Origin of the sequence: Sulfuriferula thiophila (assembly GCF_003864975.1) — a bacterium.
Lineage (GTDB): Bacteria > Pseudomonadota > Gammaproteobacteria > Burkholderiales > Sulfuriferulaceae > Sulfuriferula > Sulfuriferula thiophila.
Genome location: NZ_BHGL01000028.1, coordinates 134,714 through 152,141 on the forward strand (window position 1 = coordinate 134,714; position 17,428 = coordinate 152,141).

At 45.7% G+C, this 17,428-nt stretch carries 31 protein-coding genes; 1 reads left to right on the forward strand and 30 read right to left on the reverse strand.

Annotated features, from left to right (window positions below):
• The first annotated feature begins 2 nt into the window (after nt 1-2).
• Nucleotides 3-3,350 carry a DEAD/DEAH box helicase gene (locus EJE49_RS09545; protein WP_124950216.1) on the forward strand — a complete coding sequence of 1,116 codons (3,348 nt, stop codon included), beginning with the start codon at nt 3-5 and terminating at the stop codon, nt 3,348-3,350.
• A gap of 104 nt (nt 3,351-3,454) precedes the next feature.
• Here EJE49_RS09545 and rplQ read toward each other — a convergent pair whose 3' ends face one another.
• From rplQ to EJE49_RS09695, 30 genes are all read right to left on the reverse strand, one after another.
• Complete coding sequence (gene rplQ / locus EJE49_RS09550; RefSeq protein WP_124950218.1) at nt 3,455-3,847, reverse strand: 50S ribosomal protein L17; 393 nt, start codon at nt 3,845-3,847, stop codon at nt 3,455-3,457.
• A 21-nt stretch (nt 3,848-3,868) separates the two neighbouring features.
• A complete protein-coding gene (locus EJE49_RS09555) occupies nt 3,869-4,852 on the reverse strand; it encodes a DNA-directed RNA polymerase subunit alpha (RefSeq protein WP_124950220.1) in 984 nt (327 codons plus the stop codon).
• Nucleotides 4,853-4,881: 29 nt separating this feature from the next.
• On the reverse strand, nt 4,882-5,511 hold the full coding sequence (rpsD, locus tag EJE49_RS09560; RefSeq protein ID WP_124950222.1) for a 30S ribosomal protein S4: 630 nt from the start codon (nt 5,509-5,511) through the stop codon (nt 4,882-4,884).
• Nucleotides 5,512-5,525: 14 nt separating this feature from the next.
• The gene (gene rpsK, locus EJE49_RS09565; RefSeq protein ID WP_087447756.1) at nt 5,526-5,915 is read right to left on the reverse strand and encodes a 30S ribosomal protein S11; all 390 of its coding nucleotides are present in this window, start codon (nt 5,913-5,915) and stop codon (nt 5,526-5,528) included.
• Nucleotides 5,916-5,927: 12 nt separating this feature from the next.
• A complete protein-coding gene (gene rpsM, locus EJE49_RS09570) occupies nt 5,928-6,290 on the reverse strand; it encodes a 30S ribosomal protein S13 (protein ID WP_124950224.1) in 363 nt (120 codons plus the stop codon).
• A gap of 57 nt (nt 6,291-6,347) precedes the next feature.
• On the reverse strand, nt 6,348-6,461 hold the full coding sequence (rpmJ, locus tag EJE49_RS09575; RefSeq protein WP_087447758.1) for a 50S ribosomal protein L36: 114 nt from the start codon (nt 6,459-6,461) through the stop codon (nt 6,348-6,350).
• Between the two features lie 41 nt (nt 6,462-6,502).
• The gene (gene infA, locus EJE49_RS09580) at nt 6,503-6,721 is read right to left on the reverse strand and encodes a translation initiation factor IF-1 (RefSeq protein WP_087447759.1); all 219 of its coding nucleotides are present in this window, start codon (nt 6,719-6,721) and stop codon (nt 6,503-6,505) included.
• Nucleotides 6,722-6,741: 20 nt separating this feature from the next.
• The gene (gene secY / locus EJE49_RS09585; protein WP_124950226.1) at nt 6,742-8,067 is read right to left on the reverse strand and encodes a preprotein translocase subunit SecY; all 1,326 of its coding nucleotides are present in this window, start codon (nt 8,065-8,067) and stop codon (nt 6,742-6,744) included.
• A gap of 3 nt (nt 8,068-8,070) precedes the next feature.
• Nucleotides 8,071-8,505: a 50S ribosomal protein L15 gene (rplO, locus tag EJE49_RS09590; protein WP_124950228.1), complete on the reverse strand. Its 435-nt coding sequence runs from the start codon at nt 8,503-8,505 to the stop codon at nt 8,071-8,073.
• Nucleotides 8,506-8,694 (reverse strand): 50S ribosomal protein L30, encoded by a 189-nt coding sequence (rpmD, locus tag EJE49_RS09595; protein WP_124950230.1) that lies wholly within the window; start codon nt 8,692-8,694, stop codon nt 8,506-8,508.
• 3 nt (nt 8,695-8,697) lie between these two features.
• Nucleotides 8,698-9,207 carry a 30S ribosomal protein S5 gene (gene rpsE / locus EJE49_RS09600; RefSeq protein WP_087447763.1) on the reverse strand — a complete coding sequence of 170 codons (510 nt, stop codon included), beginning with the start codon at nt 9,205-9,207 and terminating at the stop codon, nt 8,698-8,700.
• A 12-nt stretch (nt 9,208-9,219) separates the two neighbouring features.
• The gene (gene rplR / locus EJE49_RS09605) at nt 9,220-9,573 is read right to left on the reverse strand and encodes a 50S ribosomal protein L18 (RefSeq protein WP_124950232.1); all 354 of its coding nucleotides are present in this window, start codon (nt 9,571-9,573) and stop codon (nt 9,220-9,222) included.
• 14 nt (nt 9,574-9,587) lie between these two features.
• On the reverse strand, nt 9,588-10,121 hold the full coding sequence (rplF, locus tag EJE49_RS09610) for a 50S ribosomal protein L6 (protein WP_124950234.1): 534 nt from the start codon (nt 10,119-10,121) through the stop codon (nt 9,588-9,590).
• Between the two features lie 12 nt (nt 10,122-10,133).
• On the reverse strand, nt 10,134-10,529 hold the full coding sequence (gene rpsH / locus EJE49_RS09615) for a 30S ribosomal protein S8 (RefSeq protein ID WP_124950235.1): 396 nt from the start codon (nt 10,527-10,529) through the stop codon (nt 10,134-10,136).
• A 15-nt stretch (nt 10,530-10,544) separates the two neighbouring features.
• Complete coding sequence (rpsN, locus tag EJE49_RS09620) at nt 10,545-10,850, reverse strand: 30S ribosomal protein S14 (protein ID WP_124950237.1); 306 nt, start codon at nt 10,848-10,850, stop codon at nt 10,545-10,547.
• 7 nt (nt 10,851-10,857) lie between these two features.
• Nucleotides 10,858-11,397 carry a 50S ribosomal protein L5 gene (gene rplE, locus EJE49_RS09625; protein ID WP_124950239.1) on the reverse strand — a complete coding sequence of 180 codons (540 nt, stop codon included), beginning with the start codon at nt 11,395-11,397 and terminating at the stop codon, nt 10,858-10,860.
• A gap of 9 nt (nt 11,398-11,406) precedes the next feature.
• Complete coding sequence (rplX, locus tag EJE49_RS09630; RefSeq protein ID WP_124950241.1) at nt 11,407-11,724, reverse strand: 50S ribosomal protein L24; 318 nt, start codon at nt 11,722-11,724, stop codon at nt 11,407-11,409.
• A 9-nt stretch (nt 11,725-11,733) separates the two neighbouring features.
• Nucleotides 11,734-12,102: a 50S ribosomal protein L14 gene (rplN, locus tag EJE49_RS09635; RefSeq protein WP_087447770.1), complete on the reverse strand. Its 369-nt coding sequence runs from the start codon at nt 12,100-12,102 to the stop codon at nt 11,734-11,736.
• 136 nt (nt 12,103-12,238) lie between these two features.
• Complete coding sequence (rpsQ, locus tag EJE49_RS09640; RefSeq protein WP_087447771.1) at nt 12,239-12,508, reverse strand: 30S ribosomal protein S17; 270 nt, start codon at nt 12,506-12,508, stop codon at nt 12,239-12,241.
• A complete protein-coding gene (rpmC, locus tag EJE49_RS09645; RefSeq protein WP_124950279.1) occupies nt 12,505-12,708 on the reverse strand; it encodes a 50S ribosomal protein L29 in 204 nt (67 codons plus the stop codon). The genes rpsQ and rpmC overlap by 4 nt, the downstream gene beginning before the upstream one ends.
• Nucleotides 12,709-12,710: 2 nt before the next feature.
• Nucleotides 12,711-13,127 (reverse strand): 50S ribosomal protein L16, encoded by a 417-nt coding sequence (gene rplP / locus EJE49_RS09650; protein WP_124950243.1) that lies wholly within the window; start codon nt 13,125-13,127, stop codon nt 12,711-12,713.
• Nucleotides 13,111-13,821 (reverse strand): 30S ribosomal protein S3, encoded by a 711-nt coding sequence (rpsC, locus tag EJE49_RS09655; RefSeq protein WP_124950245.1) that lies wholly within the window; start codon nt 13,819-13,821, stop codon nt 13,111-13,113. The genes rplP and rpsC overlap by 17 nt, the downstream gene beginning before the upstream one ends.
• Before the next feature lie 9 nt (nt 13,822-13,830).
• Nucleotides 13,831-14,163 (reverse strand): 50S ribosomal protein L22, encoded by a 333-nt coding sequence (rplV, locus tag EJE49_RS09660; protein ID WP_124950281.1) that lies wholly within the window; start codon nt 14,161-14,163, stop codon nt 13,831-13,833.
• Nucleotides 14,164-14,172: 9 nt separating this feature from the next.
• Nucleotides 14,173-14,448, reverse strand: coding sequence for a 30S ribosomal protein S19 (gene rpsS / locus EJE49_RS09665; RefSeq protein ID WP_124950247.1), 276 nt, complete (start codon nt 14,446-14,448; stop codon nt 14,173-14,175).
• Between the two features lie 12 nt (nt 14,449-14,460).
• Nucleotides 14,461-15,288, reverse strand: coding sequence for a 50S ribosomal protein L2 (rplB, locus tag EJE49_RS09670; protein WP_124950249.1), 828 nt, complete (start codon nt 15,286-15,288; stop codon nt 14,461-14,463).
• Between the two features lie 9 nt (nt 15,289-15,297).
• The gene (rplW, locus tag EJE49_RS09675; RefSeq protein ID WP_124950251.1) at nt 15,298-15,609 is read right to left on the reverse strand and encodes a 50S ribosomal protein L23; all 312 of its coding nucleotides are present in this window, start codon (nt 15,607-15,609) and stop codon (nt 15,298-15,300) included.
• Nucleotides 15,606-16,229, reverse strand: a complete 624-nt coding sequence (rplD, locus tag EJE49_RS09680) for a 50S ribosomal protein L4 (protein WP_124950253.1) — start codon at nt 16,227-16,229, stop codon at nt 15,606-15,608. The genes rplW and rplD overlap by 4 nt, the downstream gene beginning before the upstream one ends.
• Nucleotides 16,229-16,873: a 50S ribosomal protein L3 gene (rplC, locus tag EJE49_RS09685; RefSeq protein WP_124950255.1), complete on the reverse strand. Its 645-nt coding sequence runs from the start codon at nt 16,871-16,873 to the stop codon at nt 16,229-16,231. Before rplC ends, rplD begins: the two co-directional genes overlap by 1 nt.
• Before the next feature lie 95 nt (nt 16,874-16,968).
• Nucleotides 16,969-17,277, reverse strand: coding sequence for a 30S ribosomal protein S10 (gene rpsJ, locus EJE49_RS09690; protein ID WP_087447781.1), 309 nt, complete (start codon nt 17,275-17,277; stop codon nt 16,969-16,971).
• Nucleotides 17,278-17,356: 79 nt separating this feature from the next.
• Nucleotides 17,357-17,428: EF-Tu C-terminal domain-related protein (locus tag EJE49_RS09695; protein WP_202814033.1), on the reverse strand; the 72-nt coding region annotated here is incomplete at its 5' end.

The window sequence follows — 17,428 nt, forward strand, 5'->3', positions numbered from 1 at the left end:
CCATGCATATTCAGTACACGCTAGCCGATATTAAAAAAACTTTTCCCGCAGTATTTTTTGAGCGCGGTTTAGCAATTTATGAGCAACACAAAATTAACCATGTCAATCTCGACGATACTGACAATGCCTTAGTGGCCGAAGTGCAGGGCAGCCGCGCATTGCCCTATCACCAGCGCATTTTTTTACAGATGCGTAACAGCAAACTCATTATCGACGGTTCATGCGACTGCCCGATCGGACGTAACTGCAAACACGTCATTGCCGTGCTGATTCATGCACTGCACACTCCGCCCAGCCTGATTCAATCGTCCCAGCCTGCCACCCATGCTCAGCCTAAACCGACCAAGCCAACTAAGGCTTACCCGGCGTTAAGCTGGCTGGAACAAATTAACGAAGCGCTGGCGGAAATCGATGCGCCGGATTATCCGCCAAATGAAGCCTATCGCTTACTTTACGTACTCACGCCTGCTTACTATGGCCCTGGATTAGACGTGCGTCTGATGCGCGCACGCCTCAAGAAGGATGATACTTTTGGCAAAGCCATGCGTTACACTCAATTTTTTGAAGTCGCTATGGGTCGCGGCGGTAGTGTTGCCAGCAATCTGGATCGCACGCTGTGCGCACGTATCCTGCAATGCAATCCGCAGTCCCAAGCTGACCCAAAACTCAGCGGCAGTCATAGCGGTGAAATTATCAGGGATTTAATCAGCACCGGACGGGCTTTCTGGTGTGACAGCGACGTACCCGCATTAAGACTGGGGGAAACACGGGATTGCTCACTGAGCTGGATCGCGGATGATGAAGGCAATCAGCAATTGAGCATTCCGCTCAATGAACATGAACAGATACTCCCCATAGCACCACCCTGGTGGATCAACACGCGCAACTACGTATGTGGTGAATTACAGACGGGATTACCTGATGCGGTCGCGAGTATTTTAGTGCAGTCGCCAGCGATTCCCAATGAATTGCTACCTGAAGTAACTGCGACCCTGACTCACCAGTTGCCAAATATCACCCTGCCTGTGCCCCAATCACTGGAGACCAGACAACTGGATAATGTGCCACCCAATCCGGTGTTGATATTGAATGAAATTCCAGTCAGCTTAAGTGATCATTGGAAGCGGCGTGATGACACCAGCACCCACTATTTGCCAGCCGCACAAATTGCATTTGAATATCATGGCATACGCGTTAACAACTATGCCCCTAACCACACTATCAGCCAACGACGCGACCATATCCGCTACATCACGGACCGTGATACCGCGCAAGAGGCCCATTTTGCAGAACAAATACTGACCCACACAGATTTGTCACTGGTACAGCAAATTTTCCCTGCGGTAGCTGTGACACCGGAGCAGGCAACTGCCTATAGCCTGGCACAGCCAACTGACTGGCTGGACTTCATGATAGAAGATGTGCCTAGATTGCGCGACCTCGGCTGGAAAATCGATATCCAGAGCGACTTCCCATACCGTGTGGCCGAAGTTGGTGAAGAAATCAGTGCCGAAATTGAAGAACCATCTGGTAATGACTGGTTCAGTCTGGACCTGGGCATCGATGTTGATGGGGAACGCATTAGCCTGCTCCCCATTCTGGCGCAAACCTTCCAGCAATATTCACCTGAACAGATTCGCGCATTGACGGATCCTAATATTGACCCCAAACGCAAACTGGTTTGCATGCTACCTGACAAGCGCATGCTGGCGTTACCTCTAAAACGCATACAAGGAATATTAACAGTCCTCGTAGAGCTTTTTGACAGCAAGACTCCGCTCACTCAGGATGGCAAACTGGAACTCACCTCATTACACGCCACCCGCCTTGCTGAACTCGAAGCCAATGCACGACCACGCTGGTTAGGTGGTGACCGTTTGCTGGCGATGGGGCAGAAGCTCAAGAACTTCAATGGCATCAATCCTGTGCCCGTTCCAGAGGGTCTGAATGCCACCTTGCGTGGTTATCAGCAAGAAGGATTGAACTGGCTGCAGTTTTTGCGTGAATACAGCCTGGGAGGAATTCTTGCGGATGATATGGGGCTTGGCAAGACCTTACAAACTTTGGCACATTTGCTAGTCGAGAAGCAATCAGGTAGAGCTGATCGTCCTAGTCTGGTAATTGCACCCACTAGCCTGATGTTTAACTGGCAGGCGGAAGCTGCGCGCTTTACACCAGATTTACGCGTATTACTGCTGCATGGATTAGACCGCAAACAGTATTTCGAACAAATCAATGATTACGATGTGATATTAACGACCTATCCTTTGCTAGCAAGGGATAAAGAGTTTTTAACAGCACAACCCTTCCACTTTCTTATCCTGGATGAGGCGCACGCAATTAAAAACCCTAAGGCGCTATCAACCCAGATTGTCCATCAGATTCAAGCTAGACACCGCCTGGCATTGACGGGCACACCTATGGAAAACCATTTAGGTGAGCTATGGTCACTATTCCACTTCCTGTTACCAGGGCTACTGGGAAGCGCAGATACATTTAAACGCCAATTCCGTACGCCTATAGAGAAACACGAGGATACACAGCGCAGTGTTGCCCTGGCACAACGCGTCAAGCCATTCATGCTGCGCCGCACCAAGGCACAGGTTGTGACAGAACTGCCTGCGAAAACCGATATTATCCGCAGTTGTGAACTAGTAGGCGCTCAACGCGATTTATACGAATCGGTACGTGCGGTAATGCAGGACAAGATTCGTCGTGAAATTGACGCAAAAGGCTTTAAGAAGAGTCAGATTGTGATTTTGGATGCATTGTTAAAGTTGCGCCAAGTTTGCTGCGACCCAAGACTGCTCAAATTACCTGCTGCGCGTAAAGTGCATCAATCGGCCAAGTTAGAAATGCTAACTTCATTACTCCCCGACATGGTCGAAGAAGGCAGACGCGTGCTCCTGTTCTCGCAATTCACTTCTATGCTGGATTTAATAGAACCGGAATTAAATGATCTAAAGATTCCATTTGTACGGCTTACAGGCGATACACAAGACCGGGCTACACCCGTCAAGCAATTCCAGAATGGCGACGTACCTTTATTCCTGATCAGCCTTAAAGCGGGCGGCGTAGGGCTGAATCTAACTACTGCGGACACAGTGATCCATTATGACCCATGGTGGAACCCAGCTGTAGAAGATCAGGCTACCGGAAGGGCGCATCGCATAGGCCAACTTAATCCTGTGTTTGCATATAAACTCACCACCATAGGCACGGTTGAAGAAAAGATAATCAAGATGCAGGAAAAGAAACGTGCACTGGCTCAGGGAATATTAGGCGATGCAGCAGTAGGCGTAAGCGCATTTAGTCCGGATGAACTGATCAGCCTGTTCGAACCGTTGTAAGGCAATATTAATAACTAAAGGCTATTGTCACGTGGTGACAATAGCCTTTAGTTAATTACACACATAAAAAAAGCCGAGCTAAGCTCGGCTTTTTTTAACTGAAATTACTCAGCAGTATCTTCAACCATCTCTGCTTCTGCAGGACGATCAACCAACTCGATTAACGCCATAGGCGCGTTGTCACCGTTGCGGAAACCAAACTTAAGAATGCGTAAGTAACCACCGTTGCGTGTAGCAAAACGTGGACCTAATTCATCAAAGAGTTTGACAACCATATCGCGATCACGCAAACGACTAAAGGCTAGGCGGCGGTTAGCCAAGCTAGGCTTCTTGCCGAGAGTGATCATCGGTTCAGCAAAGCGACGTAATTCCTTTGCTTTAGGTAACGTGGTTTTAATAACCTCGTGACGCAATAGCGCATTAGTCAAGTTACGTAACAAAGCAGCACGGTGACTGCTGGTACGATTTAATTTACGATTGGCGAGACGGTGACGCATCGTTATATTCCTTCTACTTAATTATGGCTTCTCAAGACCAGCTGGAGGCCAGTTTTCGAGTTTCATACCCAGGCTGAGTCCTTTAGAAGCCAGCACATCTTTAATTTCATTCAGTGATTTGCGCCCCAAATTAGGGGTTTTAAGCAATTCATTTTCACTACGCTGAATTAAATCACCGATGTAGAAAATGTTTTCAGCTTTTAAGCAATTCGCAGAACGAACAGTCAATTCCAAATCATCAACCGGACGTAACAACATCGGATCGACTTGAGGCACTTTTGGCGATTCAGCAGCAACTGGTGTACCCTTAAGATCAGCAAACAAAGCTAATTGTTCAACTAACACGCGAGCCGCATAACGAACCGCTTCTTCAGGATCAATAGTTCCGTTTGTTTCTACATCCAAAATCAACTTATCTAAATCAGTACGCTGTTCAACGCGGGCACTCTCAACAGAGTAAGCAACACGTCGCACAGGACTGAATGATGAATCAACCTTGATAGAACCTAAGGTTTGCGTATCATCTGCATGACGACGCGCTGAGACAGGCTGATAACCACGACCTTGTTCGACCTTAATCTCCATATCAATCTTGCCGCCTTTGGTAAGGTGCGCGATAACATGTTCAGGATTAACGATTTCAACATCATGACCAACTTCAATGTCACCAGCAGTAACAACACCTTCAGTCGACTTGCTGAGTTTCAACGTAACTTCAGTACGATCGTTAAGTTTAAGCGCTATACCTTTAAGGTTAAGAAGAATATCAACCACATCTTCTTGCACACCCTCTAAAGTCGAATACTCGTGCAAAACGCCACTAATAGTCACTTCAGTAGGTGCAGCACCAGGCATAGACGACAACAAAATACGACGCAGGGAATTACCTAACGTATGTCCATAGCCACGTTCAAACGGCTCCATGATAACGCGAGCACGCAACGGTGAAACAGTTTCAACGTCAATGATGCGTGGCTTCAATAAATCCGCAGTACTGCTTTGCATAAATGGTTTCCCTCTAAAATGCTTCGGGATTACTTAGAATACAATTCGATAACGAGATGCTCGTTAATCGTCGCAGGCAATTCAGCACGTTGTGGACGCGCTTTATAAGTGCCCTTCATATCTTTTGCACTAACTTCTACCCATTCTGGGAAGCCACGTTGCTCAGCAGCGGCCAAAGCAGCTTTAATACGCAATTGCTGCTTGGATTTTTCGCTAACTTCAACAACATCACCTGGCTTAACAATGTATGAAGGAATATTCACACGTTTGCCGTTAACCAAAATGCTGTTATGACGAACAACCTGACGTGATTCAGCACGAGATGCACCAAAGCCCATACGGTAAGCAACGGTATCTAAACGACTTTCCAGCAACTGCAACAGGTTCTCACCAGTCACACCGCGCTGACGGTCAGCTTCTTTATAGATATCGCGGAACTGACGTTCTAACACACCATAGGTGCGACGCAGTTTTTGCTTCTCACGCAGCTGTACACCATAGTCAGAAAGACGTGTGTTTTTCTTCTGGCCATGCTGACCAGGTGGATAAGCGCGACGCTCAATTGCACATTTATCGGTGAAACACTTCTCACCTTTTAAAAACAGTTTCTCGCCTTCGCGACGACACTGGCGGCATTTTGGATCTAAATTTCTGGCCACTTTAAAACTCCTGCTTAGATACGACGTTTCTTAGGCGGACGGCAGCCGTTGTGCGGCACTGGCGTCACGTCAGAAATGCTGGTGATTTTGAATCCAGCGTTATTTAATGCACGAACTGCTGATTCGCGACCTGGACCTGGACCTTTAATACGAACCTCCAGGTTTTTAACACCGCATTCCTGAGCCAATTTACCAGCATTTTCAGCAGCAATCTGTGCAGCGAAAGGTGTACTCTTACGTGAACCTTTAAAACCTGCACCACCAGAAGTAGCCCAAGATAACGCATTACCTTGGCGATCAGTAATAGTAACAATGGTGTTGTTAAAAGAAGCATGAATATGGGCAATACCTTCTGCCACATTCTTTTTTACTTTTTTACGAACTCTGATATTAGCCTTAGCCATATTGTCTATCCTTTATTTCGAGGCACGAACGGCTTTTTTCGGGCCCTTACGTGTACGTGCATTAGTACGTGTACGCTGGCCACGCAAAGGTAGGCCACGACGATGACGCAGACCACGATAGCAACCCATATCCATCAAACGCTTGATGTTCATCGTAACTTCACGACGCAGGTCACCTTCTACCGTGTGTTTAGATACACCTTCGCGGAGTTTTTCCATATCCGCGTCAGTTAGATCTTTGATCTTTGTAGTTGTATTAACACCCGCATTCGCACAAATCATGCGTGCCGTGGTGCGACCGATGCCATAAATAGCTGTTAAAGCAATTTCGACATGTTGGTGGTTCGGGATGTTTACCCCAGCAATACGGGCCATCTACTTACTCCGGATTCAAAACGTTAAATTTTAGCATGTAACACATAGTCAAGACAATTAGCCTTGACGTTGCTTGTGACGTGGATCTTCGCAAATCACACGTACCACACCCTTGCGGCGCACAATCTTGCACTTACGGCAGATTTTTTTTACAGACGCCTGTACTCTCATGAGGAACTCCTTTTTATTACCGTATAAACACGGAAAACGACTTACTTAGCTCTAAAAGTAATACGAGCTTTAGTCAAATCATACGGCGTTAGTTCAACCGTGACCTTATCACCAGGTAAAATACGAATATAGTGCATACGCATTTTTCCAGAAATATGACCTAAAACCACATGACCATTTTCCAGTTTTACCCTGAATGTTGCATTTGGCAAAGTCTCTAAGACTTCGCCCTGCATTTGGATGGTATCTTCTTTTGACATACTATTGAGCCACCATCCGCTTAACGTGAAACAAAACCGCTGCCCTTGAAATTAGATTTCTTGAGCAAACCTTCATATTGATGTGACATGATATAAGCCTGAACCTGTGCCATGAAATCCATCGTAACCACTACAATAATCAATAAAGAAGTACCGCCGAAATAAAATGGCACATTCCACTTAACAATCAAAAACTCAGGTAACAAGCAAACTAAAGTGATATAGATTGCACCAACCAGTGTAAGCCTACCCATGATCTTGTCGATATATCGCGATGTTTGTTCACCTGGACGTATACCCGGGACAAAAGCACCACTCTTCTTCAAGTTATCCGCAGTTTCTTTTGGATTGAATACTAAAGCAGTATAAAAAAAGCAAAAGAAGATAATTGCAGTTGCATACAACATGACATAAATCGGTTGTCCAGGAGACAAAGCAGCACCGACATCTTTTAACCAACTCATGCTTTCATGGCTACCAAACCAGCCAGCCAAGGTAGCAGGAAACAAAATAATACTTGAAGCAAAAATTGGAGGAATAACACCAGCCATGTTTAACTTCAAAGGCAAGTGTGAACTCTGCCCACCATAAATCTTGTTCCCAACTTGCCGTTTTGCGTAGTTAACGAGAATTTTACGTTGACCACGCTCAACAAATACCACCAAAGCTGTAACGAGTATTACTGCAACAAACAACATCAGAACTAGCGGTATTGAAAAAGCACCGGTTCGTGTTAGCTCAAGCGTTCCACCAATAGCATGCGGCAACCCAGCAACAATACCTGCAAATATAATCATTGAGATACCGTTACCAATACCCCGTTCTGTAATTTGTTCACCTAACCACATCAAGAACATAGTACCTGCTACTAGTGTCATGACTGCAGTTATACGAAACGCCAAACCAGGATCGATAACGAGACCAGGCTGCGCTTCCAAAGCAATTGCAATTCCAAGTGCCTGGAAGAAAGCAAGTCCAACAGTACCGTAACGCGTATATTGAGTAATCTTGCGACGACCAGAGTCACCTTCTTTTTTTAATGCTTCTAGTTGCGGGGATACTACCGTTAACAACTGCATGATAATAGATGCAGAAATGTACGGCATGATACCCAGAGCAAACACGGTAAAGCGAGATAGCGCTCCACCAGAGAACATATTGAACATTCCCAATATGCCACCCTGCTGAGAACGGAATAACTGCTCTAGTGCTACCGGATCAATGCCTGGCACAGGAATGTGCGCACCAATCCTATAAACAACTAACGCACCAATCAGAAACAACAAACGTCGTTTAAGATCACCAAATTTGTCAGCTCCGCCGACTGTCGCTTTATTCGCAGCCAAGGTTTAGTCCGAAAAACTTCCGCCAGCGGCTTCAATAGCAGCACGTGCACCTTTAGTTGCAGTTAAACCCTGCAATTTAACAGCACGTGTAATTTCACCTGTGTTTACAACTTTAGCCGTCTTTGCTCTTGCAGATATAAGACCAGCTTGTTTTAACACCAGGATGTCAATTTGATCGACTGGAAGCTTATCAATAACTGATAACAAAACTTCAGCAGTATCACCTGAAGTTAACGATACGAATCCACGTTTAGGCAAGCGACGTTGAATTGGCATCTGACCGCCTTCAAAGCCAACTTTATGAAAACCACCAGCACGTGATTTTTGACCCTTGTGACCACGACCAGCTGTTTTACCTAGACCGCTACCAATACCGCGACCTACACGGCGGCGTGGTTTGTTGCTACCAGCACCGGGTTGAAGTTTATTTAATTCCATTTAACCCTCGCACTTAACGAGATAATACACTTTGTTGATCATGCCGCGATTTGAAGGAGTATCCAACACTTCAACGGTATGATTTAAACGACGCAAACCCAAACCTTGCACGCATGCACGGTGTGATTGCTTCGTACCAATGACACTTTTCACCAGTGTCACTTTGACAGTTTTAGCAGTAGCAGTCATCGCTTACTCCATGATTTCCGCAACAGATTTACCGCGCTTGGCAGCAATTTCTGAAGGCGAATTGATTTGCATCAACCCGTTGATGGTTGCACGAACCACATTATAAGGATTAGTAGAACCAATACACTTAGCAAGGATGTTATGAACGCCCATAACTTCGAAAACAGCACGCATTGGTCCACCAGCGATAATACCCGTACCTTCTGAGGCTGGTTGCATATAGACTACTGCAGCGCCGTGCTTGCCAATAACCGCATGATGCAAAGTTCCATTTTTTAGGTTAACTTTTTGCAGTTTGCGACGCGCCTCATCCATAGCTTTTTGCACAGCAACAGGAACTTCACGGGATTTACCTTTACCCATGCCGATACCACCATCACCATCACCAACAACAGTCAATGCAGCAAAGCCCAGAATACGACCGCCCTTAACGACTTTGGTTACACGGTTAACCGCAACCATCTTTTCACGTAAGCCGTCAGCACTCTCTTGATTTGTTTCAATTTTTGCCATGATTCACCTCAATTAGAAGCTCAGACCGTTTTCACGGGCCGCATCAGCCAAAGCCTTAACCCGACCATGGTAACGGAAGCCGGAACGATCGAAAGCAACTTCAGCGATACCCAATTGCTTCGCTTTGTCTGCAATTCTTTTACCAACCAAAACTGCTGCAGTAACATTGCCGCCGTTAGGTAACTCTTTACGAACATCAGCTTCAAGTGATGAAGCACTAGCCAAAACCTTACCGCCAGTTGCATCAATGATCTGAGCGTAAATATTACAGTTAGAACGGTACACCACGAGACGAGTGGCTTTTTGATCTGCAATGCGAGCACGGGTTTTGCGTGCTCTGCGCAGACGCGCAGTATTCTTGTCCATGATTCAGCCTTTACTTATTTTTTCTTGGTTTCTTTGATAACAACCACTTCGTCAGAATAACGAACACCCTTGCCTTTATATGGCTCTGGTCTACGATATGAACGAACGTCAGCTGCAACTTGTCCTACTTTTTGACGATCCATCCCTTTAATCAGGATTTCAGTCTGAGTAGGCGTTTCAACCTTTACACCATCTGGCATTTTATGCGCAATAGGATGAGAATAACCTAATGTCAGATTTAATGTATCACCAGCTGCTTGCGCACGGTAACCAACACCAACCAACAACAACTTCTTCTCAAAACCTTTAGTAACACCCTGAACCATGTTTGCCAATAAAGCACGCATAGTTCCTGACATCGCATTAGCACGTATTGAATCATCAACAGGTGCAAATACAAGAGCATCACCTTCTTGAGCAATTACAACATTAGCATTAGCTGCTTGTGTTAATACGCCCAAAGGACCTTTTACAGCAATCACAGAGCTAGACAGTGTGATTTCAACACCAGTCGGCACAGCAACTGGATTTTTAGCTACACGAGACATTGCATTTCCTCATCAAGCTACGATGCACAAGACTTCGCCGCCTACGCCATTGGCGCGAGCTTTACGATCAGTCATTACACCACCTGAAGTGGAAATAATGGCGATACCGAGTCCGTTCATCACTTTTGGAAGTTCCTGGCTGCCTTTATAAATGCGCAAACCTGGACGACTTACCCGCTCGATTTTCTCAATAACGGGACGACCTGCATAATATTTAAGACTGATATGCAACTCGGGTTTGCCTTCATTTTCGTTTACTACGAACTCTTCGACATAACCTTCATCTTTTAACACTTTCGCAATAGCCACTTTGACTTTAGAGCTAGGCATTACCACAGCAGATTTCTCTACACTTTGGGCATTACGGATACGCGTTAGCATATCTGCAATTGGATCACTCATACTCATTCGATACTCTCCCGCTTACCAGCTGGCCTTAACCATGCCCGGCACTTCGCCACGCATTGCATGTTCGCGCAGCTTAATGCGCCCCAAACCAAATTTTCTGTAAACGCCACGCGGACGACCAGTTAATTCACACCGATTACGCAAGCGCACCGGACTAGCATCACGTGGTAATTTTTGTAGCTTTAAACGAGCCTCATGACGAGCCTCGTCCGAAAGTTTTTGGTTTCCAATTGTTTCGATCAACTCTGCACGCTTAGCTGCGAATTTCTCTACTGTGGCGCGACGTTTTTTATCGCGGTTAATCACTGCGAGTTTTGCCATGATGCCCTCAGTTCTTAAACGGAAACTTGAATGCGGCCAATAAAGCACGCGCTTCAGCATCAGTTTTAGCAGTTGTAGTAATGGTAATGTTCATACCGCGCAAAGCATCGATTTTGTCGTATTCAACTTCAGGGAATATGATTTGCTCACGCACACCCATATTGTAATTACCCCGACCATCAAAAGACTTACCTGACAGACCACGAAAATCGCGAATACGTGGAATTGCAACAGTAACCAAACGATCTAAAAATTCATACATCTGTTCGCGGCGCAATGTAACCATGCAACCAACAGGATAATCATCACGAATTTTAAAACCAGCAATGGATTTACGCGACTTGGTAACTACAGGCTTTTGACCAGCAATTTTTTGCATATCGCCAACAGCATGTTCCATTACTTTTTTATCAGCAACAGCTTCACCAACGCCCATGTTCAGCGTGATTTTTTTAATGCAAGGCACTTCCATCACGGACTTGTAACCAAACTGCTTCATCATGTCTGGCAAAACCGTGGTTTTATAAAAATCTTGTAAGCGAGCCATTTGCACCCCTTAAATATCAACGACTTCGTTGGTTGACTTGAAAATACGGACCTTACGGCCATCTTCCAGAATCTTGAAACCAACTCGATCTGCACGCTGGGTAGCAGCATTAAACATAGCAACGTTAGATATCTGTATCGGCATTTCTTTAACAACTATACCGCCAGCATCACCCTTTACCGGATTAGGTTTAACATGTTTTTTAACAGTGTTAACACCCTCAACCATCAGGCGATTATCATCACGAACAGCCAAAACTGTTCCGCGCTTACCCTTATCTTTACCGGTGGTAACGATAACATTATCACCTTTACGAATCTTGTTCACGTAGCCCCCTTACAGAACTTCTGGCGCTAAAGAGACAATTTTCATAAATCTCTCTGTACGCAACTCACGGGTTACTGGTCCAAATATACGCGTACCGATCGGCTCAAGCTTGTTATTAAGCAACACAGCCGCATTGCCATCAAACTTAACCAAAGAACCATCTGGACGACGAACACCCTTTGCTGTGCGCACAACAACGGCATTATACACATCACCCTTTTTAACACGACCACGAGGGGCCGCATCTTTAATAGTGACTTTGATAATGTCGCCGATGCTGGCATAACGACGTTTTGAACCACCCAAAACCTTGATGCACATTACAGAACGCGCACCAGTATTGTCGGCTACATCGAGCCTTGACTGCATTTGTATCATTTAAATCTCCAACTTAACCCGCCGAGCCAGGTTTCCCTGCCTAGACAGCTAGTTTTGGACCCGTACGGGAAGATCGCTGTTACCAGCGGGACGAAAGCACAAGAGTATAACAGCACTTAATTAAAAGTGCAAGATATTATACTGCGCGAGCCTTCGTAATTAATTTAGCAACACGCCAAGTTTTGGTTTTGGCAATTGGCTTGCACTCTTCAATAAGAACGAGATCGCCCTCATTAAATTCATTATTCTGATCGTGCGCATGATACTTCTTAGAACGACGAATAACTTTACCAATTACCGGGTGTTTAACTTTACGCTCAACCAAAACCGTGACAGTCTTATCCATTTTATCACTGACTATACGGCCAGTTAGGCTACGGACAACTTTGTTTTCAGCTTCGCTCATTTGCTCACCGCTTTCAATTCATTTTCACGCAGCACTGTATGAACCCTAGCAATGCTTTTACGTAACTTACCTAATTCACTCGTTTTGTTAGTTTGCTGAGTCGCAACCTGCATACGCAGGCTGAACTGTGCACGTAACAATTCGATTAGCTCTTGTTTAATCTCTGCCGTGGATTTAGCACGCAATTCGCTCGCCATCATCATTAGCTACCTATCATTCTAGTTACAAAAGCGGTCTGAATAGGCAATTTAGCAGCAGCAAGGCGGAAAGCCTCACGAGCCAATGCTTCATCAACACCATCCATCTCGTAAAGCATTTTACCTGGCTGAATTTCAGCGACGTAGTACTCAGGATTACCTTTACCATTACCCATACGAACTTCTGCAGGCTTCTCGGAAATAGGCTTGTCAGGGAAAATACGGATCCAAATACGACCACCACGTTTGATATGACGAGTCATAGCACGACGTGCAGCCTCAATCTGGCGAGCCGTCAAGCGACCACGACCGATTGCCTTCAAACCAAAATCACCAAAACTTACTTTATTTCCACGGGTTGCAATACCAGTATTGCGACCCTTCTGTTCCTTACGGTATTTTCTTCTAGCTGGCTGTAGCATGTTTAGCTCCTGGCTTTCTTACCCGTTTCTCAGGCTCAGCTGGTGCAGCAATAGGTTGCTCACCCTTGGCCAAAGCGTCTCCTTTGTAAACCCAAACTTTAACGCCGATAATTCCGTACGTAGTTTTAGCTTCAAAGAAACCATAATCAATATCAGCACGAAGTGTATGAAGAGGCACACGACCTTCACGATACCATTCAGTACGCGCAATTTCAGCACCATTCAGCCGACCAGAGCTCATAATCTTGATACCTTGAGCACCGAGACGCATCGCATTTTGCATCGCACGTTTCATTGCACGACGGAACATGATGCGCTTTTCAAGCTGACCAGCAATGTTCGCTGCAATTAATTGAGCATCGATTTCAGGCTTGCGAACTTCTTCAATGTTGACATGCACAGGCACAGCCATCATTTTTTGCAATTGTGATTTCAGAACTTCAATATCTTCGCCTTTTTTACCAATCACAACACCTGGACGGGCGCTATGAATAGTAATGCGTGCATTTTTTGCAGGACGCTCAATCACAATCTTGCTGACGGAGGCGTTAGCTAATTTCTTCTTCAGAAACTCACGAACTTTAATATCTTCATTTAACGTCTTAGCGAAGTCATGGCTATTTGCAAACCATTTAGAACTCCAGTTACGCGTTACACATAGACGGAAACCTATCGGATGTATTTTCTGTCCCATTACCGTTCCTTATTCGTCGCCGACAGTCACAACAATGTGACAAGTCTGTTTAATAATACGATTACCACGACCTTTAGCACGGGCCATAAATCGCTTCATAGAAGGACCTTCGTCTACAGTGATGGTAGCGACTTTCAATTCATCGATATCCGCACCGTCATTATGCTCAGCATTAGCTATCGCGGATTCAAGCACTTTCTTGATCACGGCAGCACCCTTCTTAGGGCTGAAAGCAAGAATATTCAAAGCCTGATCAACCGGCAACCCACGGATCTGGTCAGCGACCAAACGACCCTTCTGAGCTGACAAGTGCGTACCACGTAAAACAGCAGAAACTCTCATCATGGGCTCCTATTTCTTAGCTTTCTTGTCAGCCGCGTGACCTTTAAAGGTACGGGTCAACGAAAATTCGCCCAATTTATGACCAACCATATTCTCTGAAACAAAAACAGGTATATGCATCTTACCGTTGTGCACAGCGATAGTTAGGCCAATAAAATCCGGCAATACGGTTGAGCGACGCGACCAAGTCTTAATTGGACGCTTATCATTACTAGCACGTGCTGCGTCAACCTTCTTCTGAAGGTGATCGTCAACAAACGGGCCCTTTTTAATAGAACGTGGCATAACTCTTACCCTTTAACGTTGATGACGACGACGAACAATCATGCTGTTCGTACGCTTATTGCGACGCGTACGGAAGCCTTTAGCAGGAACACCCCATGGACTAACAGGATGACGTCCAGCAGCAGTTTTACCCTCACCACCACCGTGTGGGTGATCGACTGGGTTCATAACAACGCCTCGAACGGTTGGGCGAATACCACGCCAACGTGTAGCACCTGCTTTACCCAGTGAACGCAATGAATGCTCTTCATTACCAACTTCACCAATAGTTGCACGACAGTCAACGTGCACCTTACGAATCTCGCCGGAACGTAAACGTAACTGAGCGTAAGTACCTTCGCGAGCCAGCAGCTGAACCGAGGTTCCTGCTGAACGGGCGATTTGAGCGCCTTTACCTGGCATCATTTCCACGCAGTGCACAGTACTCCCGACAGGTATATTACGTAACGGCAATGTATTACCCGCTTTGATTGGCGCATCTGAGCCATTCATAACTTGCATGCCAGCAACAATACCTTTAGGCGCAATAATATAACGACGCTCACCATCTGCGTAGCATAACAATGCCAGATTCGCAGAACGGTTTGGATCATACTCAAGGCGCTCAACTTTAGCTGGGACACCATCTTTGTTACGGCGGAAATCCACTAAACGATAATGCTGTTTATGACCACCACCCATATGACGGGTAGTGATATGCCCATTGTTGTTACGGCCCGCGGTTTTGCTTTTGCTTTCAACTAAAGATGCTACCGGCTTGCCTTTATGCAAGCCAGGCGTAACCACTTTAACGACAGCGCGACGACCAGGGGACGTTGGTTTAACTTTAATCAGTGCCATGCTCTACTCCTACTGGCCAGCCGCAAAATTGATCTCTTGCCCAGGTTTCAGGCAGACAAAAGCTTTCTTCCAATCGCTACGACGACCCATAAATCGACCGAAACGCTTTTGCTTACCCTTAACATTTGCAATTTGAACGCTATTAACTTCAACCTTGAACAACATTTCAACCGCTGCCTTTACTTCAGGCTTGGTAGCATCAGATGCCACACGGAAAACAACTTGTTCATGCTTATCCGCAACATATGTACTCTTTTCAGAGATTTGCGGAGCAAGGATGATTTGAAGCAAGCGCGCATCTTTAAAATTAGCTGTACTCATGCCAACATCTCCTCAACCATCTTCACCGCAGCACTTGTCATAAGCACTCGACCATAGCGAACCATACTTACAGGATCAATATGACGCGGCTCAACAATCAATACATTAGGCAAATTACGTGACGACATCCAAAGATTGTCATCTAAATTATCGGTAACAATCATTACGCGATCCGAAAATCCCATACCTTTAAGCTTAGCAGCCAAAAGTTTAGTTTTCGGGGCATCAATAATCAGTGAATCGACAACAGACAAACGCCCTTCACTCACCAGCTTCGAGAATATCGAAGCTAAGCCAGCGCGATACATCTTACGGTTAACCTTTTGTGAGAAATTCTCATCAGGGCTATTTGGAAACGCACGACCACCTCCACGCCAGATTGGGCTGGAAGTCATACCTGAACGCGCACGTCCGGTACCTTTTTGACGCCATGGCTTTTTGGTACTGTGCTTAACCATTTCACGGTCTTTTTGCGCACGGTTACCGCTACGAGCGTTAGCCATATAGGCTGTAACAACCTGATGCACCAACGCTTCGTTGAATTCACGACCAAACAAAGAATCCGATGCAGTAATACTGCTTGCATCCTGACCTTGTTCGTTAATCATCTTAAGTTCCATTATGCACCTACCTTCACGCTTGGACGCACAACCACATGACCGCCTTTAGATCCCGGGACAGCACCTTTAACAAGGATTAACTGACGCTCGGTATCAATGCGAACAACTTCCAGCTTTTGAACAGTACGTTGCACTGCACCCAACTGACCAGCCATACGCTTACCTGGGAAAACACGACCAGGATCTTGAGCCTGACCGATAGAACCCGGCGTGTTATGTGAACGTGAGTTACCGTGACTTGCACGGTTAGACGAGAAGTGGTGACGCTTGATTACGCCAGAAAAACCCTTACCTTGGGTAGTTCCCGTAACATCAACCAATTGACCGGCCTGGAAAATCTCAACACTAACCACACCACCTGCCGTTAACGAAGCAATGTCGGAAGCAGCAAGACGAAATTCTTTCTGAATATCACCAGCTTCAACACCCGCTTTAGCCAAATGACCTGCAGCTGATTTATTTACACGCGAAGCGCGACGCGTACCAAACGCAACCTGAACTGCTGAGTAACCATCAGTTTCCAGAGTTTTGATTTGGGTTACGCGGTTATTTGACACATCCAGCACTGTGACAGGGATAGTACTACCATCCTCGGCAAAGAGACGGGTCATGCCAATCTTACGACCGACGAGTCCTAAACTCATTTTTCTTTCCTTAACAAAAAGGCGCTGATTTCAATTGACCAGCATTATTTATCACCAAGAAAACCGTCTTGGCGCGGTAAAGCTTATACGAAATGCTAAACCTTGATCTCAACCTCAACACCAGCAGGAAGATCTAACTTCATTAACGCATCAACAGTCTTGTCAGTTGGATCAATAATATCCATCAAACGCAAGTGGGTACGAATTTCGAACTGATCACGCGAAGTTTTATTTACGTGCGGTGAGCGCAGCACATCAAAACGCTCAATAGAGGTAGGTAGAGGGACTGGGCCTTTGACGACAGCGCCTGTACGCTTAGCCGTTTCAACGATCTCAAGGGCTGATTGATCAATAAGACGATAATCAAATGCCTTCAGACGAATACGAATTTTTTGGTTTTTCATCACAATACCTTAAAGAGCGGAGCATCAAATACGAAAGGGCGGAATTATACCGCCCTTTCAGGTTTCCAGCAACTATTAATTACTCAATAATTTTAGCAACCACACCAGCACCTACGGTACGGCCACCTTCGCGAATTGCGAAGCGCAGACC

What these genes read in the sequence shown, in the direction of transcription:
- rplB (WP_124950249.1), bottom strand. Translation starts at nt 15,288, where the DNA reads ATGGCACTGATTAAAGTTAAACCAACGTCCCCTGGTCGTCGCGCTGTC.
- rpsM (WP_124950224.1), bottom strand. Translation starts at nt 6,290, where the DNA reads ATGGCCCGTATTGCTGGGGTAAACATCCCGAACCACCAACATGTCGAA.
- infA (WP_087447759.1), bottom strand. Translation starts at nt 6,721, where the DNA reads ATGTCAAAAGAAGATACCATCCAAATGCAGGGCGAAGTCTTAGAGACT.
- rpsE (WP_087447763.1), bottom strand. Translation starts at nt 9,207, where the DNA reads ATGGCAAAAATTGAAACAAATCAAGAGAGTGCTGACGGCTTACGTGAA.
- rplP (WP_124950243.1), bottom strand. Translation starts at nt 13,127, where the DNA reads ATGCTACAGCCAGCTAGAAGAAAATACCGTAAGGAACAGAAGGGTCGC.
- rplF (WP_124950234.1), bottom strand. Translation starts at nt 10,121, where the DNA reads ATGTCTCGTGTAGCTAAAAATCCAGTTGCTGTGCCGACTGGTGTTGAA.
- EJE49_RS09545 (WP_124950216.1), top strand. Translation starts at nt 3, where the DNA reads ATGCATATTCAGTACACGCTAGCCGATATTAAAAAAACTTTTCCCGCA.
- rplC (WP_124950255.1), bottom strand. Translation starts at nt 16,873, where the DNA reads ATGAGTTTAGGACTCGTCGGTCGTAAGATTGGCATGACCCGTCTCTTT.
- rplW (WP_124950251.1), bottom strand. Translation starts at nt 15,609, where the DNA reads ATGAGTACAGCTAATTTTAAAGATGCGCGCTTGCTTCAAATCATCCTT.
- EJE49_RS09555 (WP_124950220.1), bottom strand. Translation starts at nt 4,852, where the DNA reads ATGCAAAGCAGTACTGCGGATTTATTGAAGCCACGCATCATTGACGTT.
- rpsS (WP_124950247.1), bottom strand. Translation starts at nt 14,448, where the DNA reads ATGCCACGTTCTATTAAAAAGGGCCCGTTTGTTGACGATCACCTTCAG.
- rplO (WP_124950228.1), bottom strand. Translation starts at nt 8,505, where the DNA reads ATGGAATTAAATAAACTTCAACCCGGTGCTGGTAGCAACAAACCACGC.
- rpsC (WP_124950245.1), bottom strand. Translation starts at nt 13,821, where the DNA reads ATGGGACAGAAAATACATCCGATAGGTTTCCGTCTATGTGTAACGCGT.
- rpmD (WP_124950230.1), bottom strand. Translation starts at nt 8,694, where the DNA reads ATGACTGCTACTGCTAAAACTGTCAAAGTGACACTGGTGAAAAGTGTC.
- rpsQ (WP_087447771.1), bottom strand. Translation starts at nt 12,508, where the DNA reads ATGAGCGAAGCTGAAAACAAAGTTGTCCGTAGCCTAACTGGCCGTATA.
- rpmC (WP_124950279.1), bottom strand. Translation starts at nt 12,708, where the DNA reads ATGATGGCGAGCGAATTGCGTGCTAAATCCACGGCAGAGATTAAACAA.
- rpsK (WP_087447756.1), bottom strand. Translation starts at nt 5,915, where the DNA reads ATGGCTAAGGCTAATATCAGAGTTCGTAAAAAAGTAAAAAAGAATGTG.
- rplQ (WP_124950218.1), bottom strand. Translation starts at nt 3,847, where the DNA reads ATGCGTCACCGTCTCGCCAATCGTAAATTAAATCGTACCAGCAGTCAC.
- rplR (WP_124950232.1), bottom strand. Translation starts at nt 9,573, where the DNA reads ATGGACAAGAATACTGCGCGTCTGCGCAGAGCACGCAAAACCCGTGCT.
- rplE (WP_124950239.1), bottom strand. Translation starts at nt 11,397, where the DNA reads ATGGCTCGCTTACAAGATTTTTATAAAACCACGGTTTTGCCAGACATG.
- rpsH (WP_124950235.1), bottom strand. Translation starts at nt 10,529, where the DNA reads ATGAGTATGAGTGATCCAATTGCAGATATGCTAACGCGTATCCGTAAT.
- rpmJ (WP_087447758.1), bottom strand. Translation starts at nt 6,461, where the DNA reads ATGAGAGTACAGGCGTCTGTAAAAAAAATCTGCCGTAAGTGCAAGATT.
- rplV (WP_124950281.1), bottom strand. Translation starts at nt 14,163, where the DNA reads ATGAGAGTTTCTGCTGTTTTACGTGGTACGCACTTGTCAGCTCAGAAG.
- rplD (WP_124950253.1), bottom strand. Translation starts at nt 16,229, where the DNA reads ATGGAACTTAAGATGATTAACGAACAAGGTCAGGATGCAAGCAGTATT.
- rplN (WP_087447770.1), bottom strand. Translation starts at nt 12,102, where the DNA reads ATGATACAAATGCAGTCAAGGCTCGATGTAGCCGACAATACTGGTGCG.
- rpsN (WP_124950237.1), bottom strand. Translation starts at nt 10,850, where the DNA reads ATGGCAAAACTCGCAGTGATTAACCGCGATAAAAAACGTCGCGCCACA.
- rpsJ (WP_087447781.1), bottom strand. Translation starts at nt 17,277, where the DNA reads ATGAAAAACCAAAAAATTCGTATTCGTCTGAAGGCATTTGATTATCGT.